This is a genomic window from Geobacillus sp. C56-T3 (genome assembly GCF_000092445.1).
GTDB classification, from domain to species: Bacteria; Bacillota; Bacilli; order Bacillales; family Anoxybacillaceae; genus Geobacillus; species Geobacillus thermoleovorans.
In genome coordinates this window covers 2,387,770-2,404,021 of sequence record NC_014206.1, presented here as the reverse complement: position 1 = coordinate 2,404,021, position 16,252 = coordinate 2,387,770, and the positions used below count along the sequence as shown (strand labels likewise).

14 protein-coding genes and 1 pseudogene are annotated in these 16,252 nt (G+C 54.1%); all 15 read left to right on the top strand.

Translation table 11 applies throughout. The features are described 5' to 3' along the window. Positions 1-3 precede the first annotated feature (3 nt). Entirely contained in the window at positions 4-2,334 is a 2,331-nt protein-coding gene (locus GC56T3_RS11835) for a DNA translocase FtsK (RefSeq protein ID WP_013145715.1), read from the top strand. Between the two features lie 209 nt (positions 2,335-2,543). After that, positions 2,544-3,275 (top strand): GntR family transcriptional regulator, encoded by a 732-nt coding sequence (locus GC56T3_RS11830; RefSeq protein ID WP_013145714.1) that lies wholly within the window; start codon positions 2,544-2,546, stop codon positions 3,273-3,275. Between the two features lie 86 nt (positions 3,276-3,361). Next, positions 3,362-4,450 (top strand): BMP family protein, encoded by a 1,089-nt coding sequence (locus GC56T3_RS11825; protein WP_013145713.1) that lies wholly within the window; start codon positions 3,362-3,364, stop codon positions 4,448-4,450. A gap of 127 nt (positions 4,451-4,577) precedes the next feature. Next, positions 4,578-6,104, top strand: coding sequence for an ABC transporter ATP-binding protein (locus GC56T3_RS11820; RefSeq protein WP_013145712.1), 1,527 nt, complete (start codon positions 4,578-4,580; stop codon positions 6,102-6,104). Further along, entirely contained in the window at positions 6,104-7,150 is a 1,047-nt protein-coding gene (locus tag GC56T3_RS11815; protein WP_013145711.1) for an ABC transporter permease, read from the top strand. Before GC56T3_RS11820 ends, GC56T3_RS11815 begins: the two co-directional genes overlap by 1 nt. Further along, the gene (locus tag GC56T3_RS11810; RefSeq protein ID WP_011230786.1) at positions 7,151-8,110 is read left to right on the top strand and encodes an ABC transporter permease; all 960 of its coding nucleotides are present in this window, start codon (positions 7,151-7,153) and stop codon (positions 8,108-8,110) included. 148 nt (positions 8,111-8,258) lie between these two features. Further along, the gene (gene yfmF / locus GC56T3_RS11805) at positions 8,259-9,554 is read left to right on the top strand and encodes an EF-P 5-aminopentanol modification-associated protein YfmF (protein WP_013145710.1); all 1,296 of its coding nucleotides are present in this window, start codon (positions 8,259-8,261) and stop codon (positions 9,552-9,554) included. Next, a complete protein-coding gene (gene yfmH / locus GC56T3_RS11800; protein WP_013145709.1) occupies positions 9,535-10,824 on the top strand; it encodes an EF-P 5-aminopentanol modification-associated protein YfmH in 1,290 nt (429 codons plus the stop codon). The genes yfmF and yfmH overlap by 20 nt, the downstream gene beginning before the upstream one ends. 27 nt (positions 10,825-10,851) lie before the next feature. Further along, on the top strand, positions 10,852-11,595 hold the full coding sequence (ymfI, locus tag GC56T3_RS11795; protein WP_369769986.1) for an elongation factor P 5-aminopentanone reductase: 744 nt from the start codon (positions 10,852-10,854) through the stop codon (positions 11,593-11,595). Between the two features lie 62 nt (positions 11,596-11,657). Then, positions 11,658-11,906: a DUF3243 domain-containing protein gene (locus GC56T3_RS11790; RefSeq protein WP_011230790.1), complete on the top strand. Its 249-nt coding sequence runs from the start codon at positions 11,658-11,660 to the stop codon at positions 11,904-11,906. Positions 11,907-12,037: 131 nt separating this feature from the next. Then, a complete protein-coding gene (locus tag GC56T3_RS11785; protein ID WP_011230791.1) occupies positions 12,038-12,829 on the top strand; it encodes a DUF3388 domain-containing protein in 792 nt (263 codons plus the stop codon). 27 nt (positions 12,830-12,856) lie between these two features. After that, positions 12,857-13,750: a RodZ domain-containing protein gene (locus tag GC56T3_RS11780; protein ID WP_013145707.1), complete on the top strand. Its 894-nt coding sequence runs from the start codon at positions 12,857-12,859 to the stop codon at positions 13,748-13,750. Positions 13,751-13,830: 80 nt separating this feature from the next. Further along, the gene (pgsA, locus tag GC56T3_RS11775; RefSeq protein ID WP_011230793.1) at positions 13,831-14,409 is read left to right on the top strand and encodes a CDP-diacylglycerol--glycerol-3-phosphate 3-phosphatidyltransferase; all 579 of its coding nucleotides are present in this window, start codon (positions 13,831-13,833) and stop codon (positions 14,407-14,409) included. 26 nt (positions 14,410-14,435) lie between these two features. Beyond that, entirely contained in the window at positions 14,436-15,680 is a 1,245-nt protein-coding gene (locus GC56T3_RS11770) for a competence/damage-inducible protein A (protein WP_013145706.1), read from the top strand. 177 nt (positions 15,681-15,857) lie between these two features. Further along, positions 15,858-16,145: pseudogene (locus GC56T3_RS11765) on the top strand (DNA recombination/repair protein RecA); the annotation flags it as partial. Positions 16,146-16,252: the final 107 nt, after the last annotated feature.

Below are 16,252 nucleotides of genomic sequence, written 5' to 3'. Positions count from 1 at the left end.
ATCATGGCGAAACGAAAGCGAAGAAGAAAAGGGAAGCCGTCAAAAACACAGCCATGGACGGAAACAATCCGCTTTGAATTGATCGGACTTGGCTTGCTCGCGGTCGCTGTCGTTGCGATGGCCCGCCTCGGGCTTGTCGGGGAGACGCTCGTGCTTGTGGGCCGCTTTTTTTTCGGCGAATGGTACATGCTATTAGTAGGCGGACTTTTCCTATTATCGCTCATCGTCATGTGGCGGCGGGAGTGGCCGTCATGGACGGGCCGCCCGTTTGTCGGCGCTTCGTCCATCGCCGCGGCGCTTCTGCTTTTGAGCCATGACAAGCTGTTTGAACTCATGTCGCGGCGCGGCGAGCTTGATCCGAGCATCATTCGGACGACGTGGGGGCTGTTTTGGAACGAAGCAAGCGGCAAGGCGGCCGATGTGGATTTAGGGGGCGGAATGGTCGGCGCCCTGTTATTTGCCGCCAGCTACCAGCTGTTCGATTCGCCCGGGACGAAATGGATTTGTTTCCTTCTGTTCATCGTCGGCTTTGTCGTGCTGACCGGGAAATCGCTGCGCGAGACGGCCGGCAAATGGGTTGCTTTTGCCGCAGCGTTTGTGCGAAAAGAATGGTTGGCGTTTGTCGAAGATATAAAGCAATGGCGGGCGGGGAGGAAGCGCAAGGAAAGCGGCGGCCGAAGCCGACGCTCGCGGCGGGCGGCCGCAAAGCGGGAAGACGAGTCGGCTGAAGCAAGCAGCGTCGAGCCGGATGAGGAACTGCTTTCCCCGCCGCCGATCATTTCCGATTTTGCCGCGGTCCGGTCGGCCGCTGAGCCGGAAGAAGAGAAGAATCCACTGGTGGAAGGCGACAGTGGGGGGGAGGAGGACAAACCGGCGCCGCCGCTTGCGTTTTCCGAGCATGAAAACACCAATTACGACCTGCCGCCGCTTGATTTGCTTCGCCTGCCGAAGCCGGCCGGGCAATCGGCCGATCATGCGAACATTTACGCCAACGCGCGAAAACTGGAGAAAACGTTCCAAAGCTTCGGCGTCAAGGCGAAAGTGACGCAAGTGCACCTCGGTCCGGCGGTGACGAAATATGAAGTGTATCCGGACGTCGGGGTGAAAGTGAGCAAAATTGTCAGCTTAAGCGACGATTTGGCGCTCGCTTTGGCGGCGAAAGACATCCGCATTGAAGCACCGATCCCCGGCAAGTCCGCGATCGGCATCGAAGTGCCAAATGAAGAGATCGCCACTGTTTCGCTGCGCGAAGTGCTGGAAGCCATTGAGCATACACGGGACAAGGCGAAGCTTTTGATTCCGCTTGGGCGCGACATCTCCGGTGAAGTCGTCGCTGCGGAACTAAACAAAATGCCGCATTTGTTGATCGCCGGCGCGACCGGCAGCGGCAAAAGCGTCTGCATCAACGGCATTATCGTCAGCCTGCTCATGCGCACGAAGCCGCATGAGGTGAAGCTGATGATGATCGATCCGAAAATGGTGGAGTTAAGTGTGTACAACGGAGTTCCTCATTTGTTGACACCGGTCGTCACCGACGCGAAAAAAGCGGCCCAGGCGCTGAAAAAAGTCGTCCAAGAAATGGAGCGGCGCTACGAGCTGTTCTCGCATACCGGCACGCGCAACATTGAAGGATATAACGAGCATATCCGCCACCATAACGAAACGGCGTCGGAACAGCAGCCGCTTTTGCCATACATCGTCGTGATCATCGACGAATTGGCCGACTTGATGATGGTGGCTTCCTCGGATGTGGAAGAGGCGATCACCCGTTTGGCGCAAATGGCGCGCGCCGCTGGCATCCATTTGATCATCGCCACCCAGCGCCCGTCGGTGGACGTCATCACCGGCGTCATCAAAGCGAACATTCCGTCGCGCATCGCCTTCAGTGTATCATCGCAAATCGACTCGCGCACCATTTTGGATATGGGCGGGGCGGAAAAACTGCTCGGCCGCGGCGATATGCTGTTTTTGCCGATGGGGGCCTCAAAACCAGTGCGCGTCCAAGGGGCGTTTGTCTCCGACCAAGAGGTGGAAGAAGTCGTTCGGTTTGTCATCGGACAGCAGCAGGCGCAATATTATGAGGAGATGTTCGTCGAAGACAGCGAACCCTCTTCCTCAGCCCTTGAAGACGAGTTGTACGATGAGGCGGTCCGTCTTGTCGTTGAAATGCAAAGCGCCTCCGTCTCGATGCTGCAACGCCGCTTCCGCATCGGTTACAATCGCGCCGCTCGGCTCATTGATGCCATGGAGGAGCGCGGCGTCGTCGGCCCGTATGAAGGAAGCAAGCCGCGCGCCGTTCTTTGGTCGAAGGAAGATTTAAAAAAGACATCATAAATGGGAAAAAGGGCGGGCGAAAAAAGCCTGCCCGCTCAATCATACATCTTATTGGAAGCGTTGCCAATCCTATTTCTTTTTCTTCGACAAAATTTGATATCACCTATTTATTTGCCCAGTAAAAAATGATATAGTAATCTCAAAAAGGTTATATGTCTAATGTCAGAGGTCTGATCTCAACGGAAATGCGTAACACGGAGGACGTTGTCATGTCAATCAAATCAGACAGCCGCCACCTTTACTTGCAAGTGATTGATCGCATCAAGCGCGATATTGAAACGGGAGTGTACAAAGAAAAGCAAAAACTGCCGTCCGAGTTTGAACTCGCCAAACAGCTTGGCGTCAGCCGGGCGACATTGAGGGAAGCGCTGCGGGTGCTTGAAGAAGAAAACATTATCATCCGCCGCCACGGCGTCGGAACGTTTGTCAACGCCCGTCCGCTGTTTACGTCCGGCATCGAGCAGCTCTCAAGCGTCACGGATATGATTCGTCAAGCGGGGCGCAAGCCAGGAACGATTTTTTTGTCTTCCTCCATCCAACAGCCGACGGAAGACGATATGCGCCGCTTCCAATGCCGGCCGGACGAGAATTTGTTGCTCATCGAGCGGGTGCGCACCGCCGATGGGGAGCCGGTCGTTTATTGCTTGGATAAAATTTTATGCAAATATTTGCCGAAGGGCATCTCCTATGAACATGAGTCGCTGTTTGAAAACTTGCACAACCAAACGCATCGCGACATCGCCTATGCGGTCGCGCGCATCGTGCCGCTCGGCTATCATGAAAAAGTGTCGCCGATTTTGCAATGCGACCCGGAAACAGCGCTGCTTGTGCTCAAGCAAATGCATTTCGATAAAAACGATGAGCCGATTTTTTATTCCGTCAACTACTTCCGCTCCGACAAGTTCAGCTTCCATGTCATGCGGAAGCGGTTCAGCTTTTAAGGGGGGTGAAAATGGGTACATAGAAAGAAGCCGGAAGTTTCATACTAAATAAAGGAACCAATTTTCAAAGCAGGGGGTAGTGATGGATGAAAAAGCGAATGGGATTGCTTTTGTCCACTTTGTTCGCCGCCAGCACGCTGCTTGCCGCTTGTGGCGGTCAAGGGGGAAATAATGCCGGGGGCGGAAAAGACACGTTCAGCGTCGCCATGGTCACCGACGTCGGCGGCATTGACGACAAATCGTTCAACCAGTCGGCTTGGGAAGGGCTGCAAAAGTTCGGCAAAGACAACGGGCTTGAAAAAGGCCGCGGCGGCTACGACTACTTGCAGTCATCGAGCGACGCTGACTATGCCACGAACTTAAACAAGCTTGTGCGCAGCGACTTTGACTTGATTTTCGGCATCGGGTATTTGATGGGCGACGCGGTGAAAGAAGTCGCGAAGCAAAACCCGAAAAAACATTTCGCCATCGTCGACACGGTTGTTGACGAGCCAAATGTCGCCAGCATCACGTTCAAGGAGCATGAAGGCTCGTTCCTTGTCGGTGTTGTCGCCGGGCTAATGACGAAAACGAATAAAATCGGCTTTGTCGGTGGGATGGAGATTCCGTTGATCGAAAAATTCGAAAGCGGATTCCGCGCCGGCGTGAAAGCGGTCAATCCGAAGGCGACTGTGGAAGTGCAATACGCCGGGGCGTTCGACCAAGCGGATAAAGGGAAAGCGATCGCCTCGAGCATGTACGCGTCTGGCATCGACATCATCTACCATGCAGCTGGAGCGACTGGGAACGGCGTCTTCTCGGAAGCGAAAGATTTGAAGAAGAAAGATCCGAACCGCGAAATTTGGGTCATCGGTGTTGACAAAGACCAAGCGCCGGAGGGAGAAGTGAAAGTCGGCGGCAAAACGTACAACGTAACGCTCACTTCGATGGTGAAGCGCGTCGACGTCGCTGTCTATGACACGGCGAAACGGGCGAAAGAGGGCGACTTCCCGGGCGGCAAAACGATTGAGTACGGGTTGCCGGAAAATGGGGTTGGCATTGCCCCGACGCAAGACAACATTCCGGAGAACGTGTTAAAAACAGTTGACGAATGGAAGCAAAAAATCATCAAAGGCGAAGTGAAAGTTCCGACAAACCGGAAAGAGTACGAGCAATTCGCTGCGACGATCAAGTGACGAACAACGGCGAAGAAGGCTAGTGCGCGCCGCTAGCCTTCTTCAAAATCATGAAATGAAGGGCGGCTGTTTCGCTGTCGCCTTTCATTTTGTGATTTTGACCTTGCTTGAGTAAGGAGTGAATCGCTTGGAATACGTGATTGAAATGCTCAATATCCGCAAGGTGTTTGGCACGTTTGTCGCCAATGACAACATTACGCTGCAAGTGAAAAAGGGGGAGATACACGCTCTGCTTGGCGAAAACGGGGCCGGCAAATCGACGCTCATGAACGTGCTGTTCGGTTTATACCAGCCGGACGGCGGCGAAATCCGCGTGAAAGGAAAGCCGGTGCGCATCACCGACCCGAATGTCGCCAATGATCTTGGCATCGGCATGGTGCATCAGCACTTTATGCTCGTCGATACGTTCACCGTGACGGAAAACATCATCTTAGGCAGCGAGCCGACGCGGGCCGGAACGATCGATATGAAGCGGGCGGAGCGGGGAGTGCGCGAATTGTCGGAACGATATGGACTCGCGGTCGATCCGACAGCGAAGATCGCCGACATTTCCGTCGGCATGCAGCAGCGCGTGGAAATTTTAAAGACGCTTTACCGCGGCGCCGATATTTTGATTTTTGACGAACCGACAGCGGTGTTGACGCCGCAGGAAATTCGCGAGCTCATGCAAATTATGCGCACGCTCGTCCGCGAAGGAAAATCCATCATTTTAATTACGCACAAACTCAAAGAAATTATGGAAGTGTGCGACCGCGTCACCGTCATCCGCCGCGGCAAAGGAATTGCGACGCTCAATGTGGCGGAGACGAATCCGAACGAACTGGCGGCGCTCATGGTCGGCCGCGAGGTGCAGTTTACGACCGCTAAGAAACCGGCTGAGCCGGGAAAACCGGTGTTGGAAATTAAAGACTTAGTCGTCAAGGACGCGCGCGGGATCAAAGCGGTCAACGGTTTGAACTTGACGGTGCACGCCGGTGAGATCGTCGGCATTGCTGGAGTCGACGGCAACGGCCAGACCGAGCTCATTGAAGCCATAACCGGCTTGATCAAAGCTGAATCAGGGACAATCCGCCTCAACGGCCGAGACATTACGAATTTGCCGCCGCGCAAAATCATCGAAGCCGGCGTCGGCCATATTCCGCAAGATCGGCATAAGCACGGGCTTGTCCTTGACTTTCCGATCGGCGAAAACATGGTGCTGCAAACGTACTATCAGCCGCCGTACTCGAAACGGGGTCTGTTGAATTTTCAAGCCATTTACGAAAAAGCGCGCCAGCTCATCCGCGAATTTGACGTGCGCACGCCGGATGAATATACGAAGGCGCGGGCGCTATCGGGCGGAAACCAGCAAAAAGCGATCATCGGCCGTGAAGTCGACCGCGACCCGGACTTGTTGATCGCCGCCCAGCCGACGAGGGGGCTTGATGTTGGAGCGATCGAATTTATTCATAAGCGGCTCATTGAACAGCGAGACCGCGGGAAAGCGGTGCTGCTCGTCTCGTTTGAGCTTGACGAAGTGATGAACGTCAGCGACCGGATCGCTGTCATTTATGAAGGAAACATCGTCGCCATCGTTGATCCGAAAGAAACAACCGAACAGGAGCTCGGGCTGTTGATGGCTGGAAGCAAACGGAAGGAAGCAGGTGTGTCGTGATGAAGTCGAATCGTCTCCAGCAATTTTTGATACCATTGTTGGCCGTTCTTCTTGGCATGATCGCCGGTTCGATCGTGATGCTTGCAAGCGGCTACAACCCGATCGCCGGCTTTGGCGCTCTCGTGTACGGGGCGTTTGGCGATACGTACTATATCGGCGAAACGATCCGCCAGACGACGCCATACATTTTAACGGGCTTGGCGGTGGCGTTTGCCTTTCGCACCGGCTTGTTTAACATCGGGGTTGAAGGGCAGCTGATCGTCGGCTGGCTCGCTGCCGTCTGGGTCGGGGTGTCCTTTGATTTGCCCAAAATCATCCATTTGCCGCTTGCCTTGTTGGCCGCCGCGTTGGCCGGGGCGCTATGGGGCTTGATTCCGGGTGTGCTGAAGGCGTATTTAAAAGTGCACGAAGTCATTATTACGATCATGATGAACTATATTGCTTTGCATGTAACGAATGCCATCATCCGTTCCGTTTTGTCTGATGAGGGATTTAAATCAAAGCCGGTGAAAGAAAGCGCATCGCTTCACTCCGACTTTTTTGATGCCATTACGCATCATTCCACCATGCATTACGGCATTTTCATCGCTGTCGCCGCCGCATTTGTCATGTGGTTTTTGCTTGAGCGGACGACGAAAGGGTTTGAGCTGCGGGCGGTCGGTTTCAATCAGCATGCGTCACAGTACGCGGGCATGAATGTGCGCGCCAACATCATTTTAGCGATGGTCATCTCCGGCGCTTTTGCCGGCGTCGCCGGGGCGATGGAGGGGCTTGGCACATTTGGAAACATCTCGACGAAAGCCGGCTTTACCGGCCTTGGATTTGATGGCATCGCGGTTGCCTTGATCGGAGGAAACAACGCGTTTGGCATTTTGCTCTCCGCCTTGTTGTTTGGCGCCTTAAAAGTCGGGGCGTTGGAAATGCCGTCAAGCGCCGGCGTGCCGACCGAACTCGTCGATATTATTATCGCGCTCATCATTTTCTTTGTTGCATCCAGCTACATGATCCGCTGGCTGTTATCTCGTTGGCAAAAGGGGGCGGAGTAAGTGAGCGTGTATGACGTCTTGCAAACGATTGTCCCGACAACGATTTTCTTTGCGGCTCCTCTCATTTTCACCGCCCTTGGCGGCGTGTTTAGCGAACGGTCCGGCGTCGTCAACATCGGGCTTGAAGGATTGATGACCATCGGCGCGTTTGTCGGCATCGTCTTTAATTTGACGTTTGCCGATCGGTTTGGCGAATGGACGCCGTGGCTTGCCTTATTGGCTGCCATGGTGGTCGGCGCTGTATTTTCCCTGCTGCACGCTGTCGCGTCGGTCACATTTCGCGCCGACCAAGTCGTAAGCGGGGTGGCGATCAACTTTTTGGCGCTTGGTCTGTCGCTGTTTTTAGTGAAGAAAATGTACGGCAAGGGGCAGACGGACCAAATTCAAGTTGGGTTTGACAAAATTGACGTGCCAGTGTTAAGCGACATTCCCGTCATCGGGCCGCTGTTGTTTTCCAACGCGTACGCGCCGTCGTATATCGCCATTGCGCTGGCGTTTGTATCATGGTATGTCATTTACAAAACGCCGTTTGGCCTGCGGCTGCGTGCGGTCGGCGAACATCCGATGGCGGCGGATACGATGGGGATTCATGTCGCCAAAATGCGCTACATCGCTGTCATGATCAGCGGCGCGCTCGGCGGCTTGGGCGGTGCGGTATACGCGACGATCATTTCCCGCGATTTCAGCCATGCGACGATTTCCGGGCACGGATTTATGGCGCTTGCGGCGATGATTTTCGGCAAGTGGCATCCGATCGGCGCGATGGGGGCGGCGCTCTTTTTCGGGTTGGCGCAAAGCTTAAGCATCGTCGGGCAAACGATTCCGTTCTTGAAAAACGTCCCGACCGTTTACTTGCTCATCGCCCCGTATGCACTCACGATTTTGGCGCTGGCGGGCTTCATCGGCCGCGCTGAGGCGCCGAAAGCGGCTGGCACGCCATACATCAAAGGAAAACGGTGATGAAAGCGGCTGTCCGAAAAACGGACGGCCGTTTTTGCTGAATGGAATGATTTGCATTTTTCCATTGGCAAAAGGTATATTGTTGATAAGACGCTTTACAATAAAGGTAGTGCATGTTTGCAAAGAGAAAAAGTAAGGAGGAGTTGGATTGGTCGACGAAAAAGTCACAGCGGTCGGACCGGTTCGCGTCCATACGATTTCGACCGATAAGTACAAAACGAACACGATCGTTTGGAAAATGAAGGCCCCTCTTGCTAAAGAGACGGTCACGCTGCGCGCGCTTTTGCCATACGTCTTGCAAAGCGGCACGGCCGACTATCCGAGCGTTAAGGCGCTGCGCACCTATTTGGATGAACTGTATGGGGCGACGCTGAACGTCGATTTAACGAAAAAAGGCGAACATCATATCATGACGATTCGCATCGATGTCGCCAATGAACGATTTTTGCCGGAGCAAACGCCGCTTCTTGCGAAAGCGTTTCAGTTCTTGGCCGATCTTCTGTTCCGCCCGGCGCTTGATGGCGGCCGGTTTGTCACTGACATTGTTGAGCAGGAAAAGCGGGCGCTCCGTCAACGCATTCAGGCGGTGTATGATGACAAAATGCGCTATGCGAACATGCGCCTTGTAGAAGAAATGTGCAAAGGCGAACCGTACGCCCTCTCTCCAAACGGCGAGCTTGAAGACGTGGACGGCATCACGGCGGAAGGGCTGTATCGCTATTATGAACGAGCGCTGGCCGAGGATGAGCTGGATCTATATGTCATTGGCGACGTGGCTGAAGAGGCGGTGCTCAATGCGGTGAAGCAGCGTTTTTCTCTGCCGGATCGTCCAAAGCGGGAGCGCGCATCGTCGGTTTCTGTCAAGCCGCAAGGGGAAGTTCGCGAAGTCATCGAGCGGCAAGACGTGAAGCAAGGAAAGCTCAACATCGGCTATCGGACAAATGTGACGTATGAAGATGACGATTATTACGCCTTGCAAATGTTTAACGGCATTTTTGGCGGTTTTTCCCATTCGAAGCTGTTCATCAACGTCCGCGAGAAGGCAAGCCTTGCCTATTATGCCGCCTCAAGGCTTGAGAGCCATAAAGGGCTTTTGATGGTCATGTCCGGCATTGAACCGGCCAACTATGAGAAGGCGCGCCGCATCATCGATGAGCAAATGCAGGCGATGAAAAACGGCGATTTCACAGATGAAGAAATGGCGCAGACGAAAGCGGTCATCCGCAACCAGCTGCTTGAGACGCTCGATACGCCGCGCGGGCTTGTGGAGGTGTTGTACCATAACGTCGTCTCAACGCGAAAGCGCCCGATCGATGAATGGATTGCCGGCACCGATCAAGTGACGCGCGAGGATGTGGTGCGCGTCGCTGACAAGGTGGAGCTTGATACGGTGTACTTTTTGACCGGAATGGAGGCGACGGAAGATGGAAAAACGGGTGTATGAGACGCTGCACGAAGAGCTGTTTTATGAAAAAATGGACAACGGCCTTGACGTGTACATTTTGCCGAAAAAAGGATTCAACAAAACGTATGCGACATTCACCACGAACTACGGTTCGGTCGACAACCAGTTCGTCCCGCTCGGTAAAACGGAGATGAAGCGCGTTCCGGACGGCATCGCCCATTTTTTGGAGCATAAGCTGTTTGAAAAAGAAGACGGCGACGTGTTTCAGCAGTTCAGCAAACAAGGCGCCTCGGCGAACGCCTTTACGACGTTCACCCGCACCGCCTATTTGTTCTCAAGCACCGACAACGTCGAGAAAAACTTGGAAACGTTGATCGATTTTGTGCAAAGCCCGTACTTTTCCGACAAGACAGTGGAAAAAGAAAAAGGGATCATCGGCCAGGAAATCCGGATGTACGACGACAACCCAGACTGGCGCGTCTATTTCGGCGCCATCGAAAGCATGTATCACAACCATCCGGTCAAAATCGACATCGCCGGCACAGTTGAATCGATCGCCCAAATTACGAAAGAGTTGCTGTATGAGTGCTACGAAACGTTTTACCACCCGAGCAACATGCTTTTGTTTGTCGTCGGCCCGGTCGATGAACAAAAAATCATGCAGCAAATCCGCGACAACCAGGCGAAAAAGTCGTTCCCGCAAGCCCCGGAAGTGAAGCGGTTTGCGTATGAAGAACCGAGCGCAGTAGCGGAAAAGAAAAAAGTGATTCCGATGCATGTGCAGACGAACAAGTGCTTTGTCGGCATCAAAGCGCCGTCCGTTCCTGAAGCCGGCGAACAAAAACTTCGGCATGAGCTTGCCTTCCACGTCGCATTGGACTATTTGTTTGGAAAAAGCTCGCCGCATTATGAACGGCTGTACCGCGAAGGATTGATCGATGATACATTTATGTACGATTATACAGAAGAGCGCGGGTTCGGCTTCGCGTTGATCGGCGGCGATACAAGGGACGCTGAACGGCTCGCTTCGGAAATTCAAACGGTGCTGCTGTCGTTTTCGTCGGAAGCAGTCAAAAAGGAAGAGTTTGAACGGGTGAAAAAGAAAAAAATCGGCGCCTTTTTGCGCGCGCTCAACTCGCCGGAATACATCGCCAACCAGTTTACGCGCTACGCGTTTTACGGATCCAACTTGTTTGACATTTTGCCGGCGCTTTCATCCCTTGCCATGGACGATATCGCGGCGGTTGCCTCTTCTTGCTTCCGCGATTCGCAAATCGCGGTTTGCGAAGTCGTTCCAAAAGGGCAATAAGGCATCCTTCCTGAGAAGGATGCTTTTTTGCGGCAAAAAGGAGAGGATGGTTTCATGCGCTACGCCTTGATTACGGGAGCCTCTGGAGGCATCGGACAAAGCATCGCCCGTGTGCTCGCTCGGGAGGGGTACGGACTTTTTCTCCATTACTATCGGCGACGGGCGCCTGTTGAAGCGCTGAAAGAAGAGCTTAACGATGTGCATATTGTGCCGATTGAGGCCGATTTGTCGGCACCGGATGGGGTGGAAAAGCTCGTTTCGCAAATCGATCGCCCGGTTGATGCCATCGTTTACAACAGCGGTGCAAGCTATTACGGATTGTTGACCGACATGAACGATGAATTAATCGAGCGGATGGTGCGGCTTCACATGACAAGCCCGGCGTTGCTCATCAAAAGGCTGATCCCATCAATGGTGGCGAGAAAGCGCGGTCATATTGTGTTCATTTCCTCGATTTGGGGATTGTGCGGCGCTTCGTGCGAGGCGGTGTACTCGATGACAAAGGGAGGGCAGAACGCGTTTGCCAAGGCGCTGGCCAAGGAGCTTGCCCCAAGCGGCATTCGCGTCAACGCTGTTGCACCGGGGGCGATTGATACCGATATGCTGCGGGTGTTTCGTCCTGAGGAGCTGGAAGCGCTCACTGACGAAATTCCAGCCGGCCGGCTCGGCACCCCGGATGAGGTGGCAGAAACGGTGGCGTTTTTGCTGTCTGATGCCGCTTCGTATATCACCGGCCAAGTCATTTCCGTCAACGGCGGCTGGTATTGTTGAACGTATATTTTCCGGTTCGGCAGGCAAACTATCCTTGAAACATTCAACAAGGAGGGATTGACATGTCGGTACTGGATAACTTTGAACAATGGAAAGACTTTTTGGCGGAACGTTTAGAACAAGCGCAACAGCAAGGATTGACTCAGCAAGTGATCACAGATGTCGCTTACCAAATCGGGGATTATTTGGCGAAACACGTCGACCCGAAAAACCCGGAAGAACGGGTGCTCGCTGATCTTTGGAGCGTTGCGGATGAAAAAGAGCAGCACGCCCTTGCCAACATGATGGTCAAGCTGGTCCAACAAAAATAATCACCCGGTAAAAGAGAGGGGCCTCCCTCTCTTTTTTCTTCCTCCTTTTCGGTTGCTTTTCCATTTATAATTATAGTAGTATGAACTTAGCATAAGGCGTTCGTGCGGACACCGGCAAGGGAGGAGACGGGATGGGCAAGCAGGAATGGTATTTGGAATATGAAATTCATGTCAACCGCCCGGGGTTGCTCGGCGACGTTGCTTCGCTGCTCGGTATGTTGTCCATTAACATCGTGACGATCAACGGTGTCCGGGATTCGCGCCGCGGCATGTTGCTTTTGTGCGACAATAACGAGCAAATTGAACGGTTGGCGACGATCTTGCGGACGATGGACAACATTACGGTGACGAAGCTGCGCCAGCCGAAGCTGCTCGACCGCCTCGCCGTCCGCCACGGCCGTTATATCCAGCGCGATGCCGATGACAAAAAAACGTTCCGCTTCGTCCGTGATGAACTTGGACTGCTTGTCGATTTTATGGCGGAACTTTTTAAAGAAAAAGGGCATAAGCTCATCGGCATTCGCGGGATGCCGCGCGTCGGCAAGACAGAATCGATCGTCGCCGCCAGCGTGTGCGCCAACAAACGATGGCTGTTTGTTTCATCGACGCTGATTAAACAGACGGTTCGCACGCAGTTGATGGAAGATGAGTATAGCGAGGACAACATTTTCATTATCGACGGCATCGTTTCAACGCGCCGCGGGAACGAGCAGCACTGGCAGCTCATCCGTGAGCTCATGCGCCTTGAGGCGACGAAAGTCGTCGAGCATCCGGACATGTTTGTTCGCCATACGGAATACACGCTCGATGATTTTGATTATATTATTGAGCTGCGCCATGAACCGGACGAAGATATTTCCTACGAAGCGATTGACCGCCCGTCATTGTTGGGCGATGACGGGTTTTCCGAATTTGGGTTTTAATTTAAAAAAAGTGGAAGGTGTTGGCCGTTGACGGAACTAGGAAAACGTTTGCGGGAAGCACGGGAAGAAAAAAAGATGAGTTTGGACGAGCTGCAGGAGATGACGAAAATTCAAAAGCGGTATTTGATCGGCATCGAAGAAGGCAACTATGCCATCATGCCTGGAAATTTTTATGTGCGTGCCTTCATCCGGCAATATGCTGAAGCGGTCGGACTTGATCCGGATGAGCTGTTTGAACAGTATAAACAGGACATTCCCCAGTCTTATCAAGATGACATTCCGCAGACGCTGTCGCGCGTGAAGACGCGCCAGCAACTGTCTGCCGAGGGGGCGAAATGGCTCGATTGGCTGCCGAAAGTGATTGTCGCGGCGGTCGTCATCGGGGCGGCTGTCCTCGTTTGGGTGCTGCTCCAGCACGGCGCCGCAAATGAGCCGCCGACAAAGACAAGCCCAAAAACAGCGGAGGTCGAAAAGCCGAAACATTCGCCGCTTGAGCAGGCGAAACAAAAGCAGCCGGCGAAGGAAACGGACGAGAAGGCAACGAATGAAAACGGACAGCAAAATGAACAGCCAGCGCCGACTGGCGAAGAAGAACAGCCGGGTGCGGCGATGAATGTGACGGAAAAGCGCGGCAACACGGCGACGATTGAAGTCGCCAGCTCCGGCGCGTTTTCCATCGAGCTTTCATCCAAAGGAACGTCATGGGTCGAAGTATACAATACGAAAGGCCATACGTTTTACCGCGGAAACTTGACAAGCGGGCAGACGAAAACGTTCGATCTGTCGGCCGAAAGCGAAGTATGGGTGAAAATCGGGCGTACGCTGGACGTCGACATGAAGGTAAACGGCCAGCCGTTTGCCTATCCGTTTGCCCCGAAAGAGGAAGTATACCAAAAGCTGCATTTCGTGTTGAAGAAATGATGGAACAGGGCGCTTTTCCGCAGGAAGGCGCCTGCTTTTCGCACGGACTGAACTATGTTGAATGAGCGGAGGTATTTGTGGTGAACTTGCCGAATAAAATTACGGTAGCGCGCATTATGCTCATCCCGTTTTTCTTGATCGTGATGCTCGTTCCGTTCGGGTGGGGAAGCATCCAAATCGGCGGGACAGAGCTTCCGGTGGCCCATCTTGCCGGCGCGCTCATTTTCATCATCGCCTCAGCGACGGACTGGATCGATGGCTACTATGCCCGCAAATACGGGTTGGTGACGAATTTAGGAAAATTTTTAGATCCGCTTGCCGATAAATTGCTTGTGTCGGCGGCGCTGATCGTGCTTGTCGAGCTCGGGGCCGTTCCGGCGTGGATGGTGATTGTCATCATCAGCCGCGAGTTTGCCGTCACCGGCTTGCGGCTCGTGCTTGCCGGCGAGGGGGAAGTCGTCGCTGCCAACATGCTTGGCAAAATCAAGACATGGACGCAAATTGTCGCCATTTCCGCTTTATTGTTACATAACTTCCCTTTCTCGCTCATTTCGTTTCCGTTCGCTGAATTGGCGCTGTGGGTGGCGGTCATTTTCACGATTTGGTCTGGCTGGGATTATTTTGCGAAAAACAGACATGCGTTTTCCCATTCGAAATAGCCGGCCGCAAAGGGGGAGAAAGTCTGTTGAACGCGGAGATCATTGCCGTTGGCTCCGAGCTGTTGCTTGGGCAAATCGCCAATACGAACGCCCAGTTTTTGTCGCGGCAGCTGGCGATGCTTGGCATTAACGTCTATTTCCATACCGTCGTCGGCGACAACGCCGGCCGCCTCGAACAGGCGGTGAAAACGGCGCAAACGAGAGCGAACCTCATCATTTTCACCGGCGGCCTCGGCCCGACGAAAGACGATTTAACGAAGGAGACGATCGCCCGTTTGCTTGGCCGCCGGCTCGTGATCGACGAGGAAGCGCTCCGAGCGATTGAGGTGTATTTTGCCCGCACAAACCGGCCGATGACAGAAAACAATAAAAAGCAGGCGCTCGTCTTGGAAGGATCGACGGTGCTGAAAAACGAGCACGGCATGGCGCCAGGGATGGCGCTTGTGGCAGACGGCATTACGTACATGCTGCTGCCCGGGCCGCCGAAAGAAATGCGGCCGATGTTCAAAAAATACGGAAACGCCTTTTTGCGCCGTACGTTTTCGCTTTCCGAGCGCATCGAGTCGCGCGTGCTCCGCTTTTTTGGCATCGGTGAATCAGCGCTCGAGACGGCGATTGCGGATTTGATCGACGCCCAGTCGAATCCGACGATCGCGCCGCTGGCCGGCGACGGTGAAGTGACGCTTCGTCTGACAGCGAAGCATCAGGATGAGGCGGAGGCGAAGCGGCTTCTTGACGAAGTGGAAGCGGCCATTTTGGCGCGCGTCGGCCGCCACTGCTACGGATATAACGATGAAACGTTGTTTACAAAGACGCTCGAGCGGTTAAAAGAAAAAGGATGGACGATCGCGTCGGCCGAAAGTTTGACCGGCGGCCTTTTCCTCGAACAGCTCACCGCCATCCCCGGCGCGTCGCAAGTCGTGCAGGGCGGTGTCGTCTGCTACACAAACGGCGTCAAAGAACAGGTGCTTGGCATACCGCGCCCGCTGCTTGAGGCAGAAGGGGCGGTGAGCGAGCCGTGCGCCCGTTTGCTTGCTGAAAACGTCCGCGCGATGTGCGATGCGGATATCGGCATCAGCTTCACCGGCGTCGCCGGACCCGATCCGCTTGAGGGCCACCCGCCCGGCACCGTGTATATCGGCATCGCCGTCCGCGGGCGCGATGCGACTGTCCACCGTCTGACGCTGTCCGGCACGCGTGATGCCATTCGCATCCGCACCGCCAAATACGGCTGTTTTTTTCTGCTTGAGATGCTCGCGGCCGACTGCTGATCGGCCGCCCCCTTCCTTCTCCATTCTCCACCGCACATCGTTTTTTCCACCGCATGAGTATGGCGATTGTTGCTAGTTTCTCCACCGAAAAAACGAATGGACGTTCGTTTTTTGCTTGGCAATGGCCGCAAAACGCGGTATAGTATAAGTAGTCCTAGAATAAGGAGGAGTAGGTTAGTGAACCAAGATCGTCAAGCTGCATTGGAGCAGGCATTAAAACAAATTGAACGACAGTTTGGCAAGGGGGCCATCATGAAGCTCGGCGAGCAAGTCGACCGCAAAGTGTCGGTCGTGCCGAGCGGTTCGCTGGCGCTCGACATCGCGTTAGGCGTCGGCGGCTATCCGCGCGGGCGGATTGTGGAAATTTACGGCCCGGAATCGTCCGGGAAAACGACCGTTGCCCTTCACGCGATCGCTGAAGTGCAAAAGCGGGGCGGGCAAGCAGCTTTCATCGACGCAGAGCACGGTGCGACCTGTTGCTGACTGAAGTATGGCGGAAACGCCGTGCGAAAAGTCAGCGGGACTGAGCATGAGTAGGTCCTAACTGCATCACCGAGAGCTCGGTGAAAATC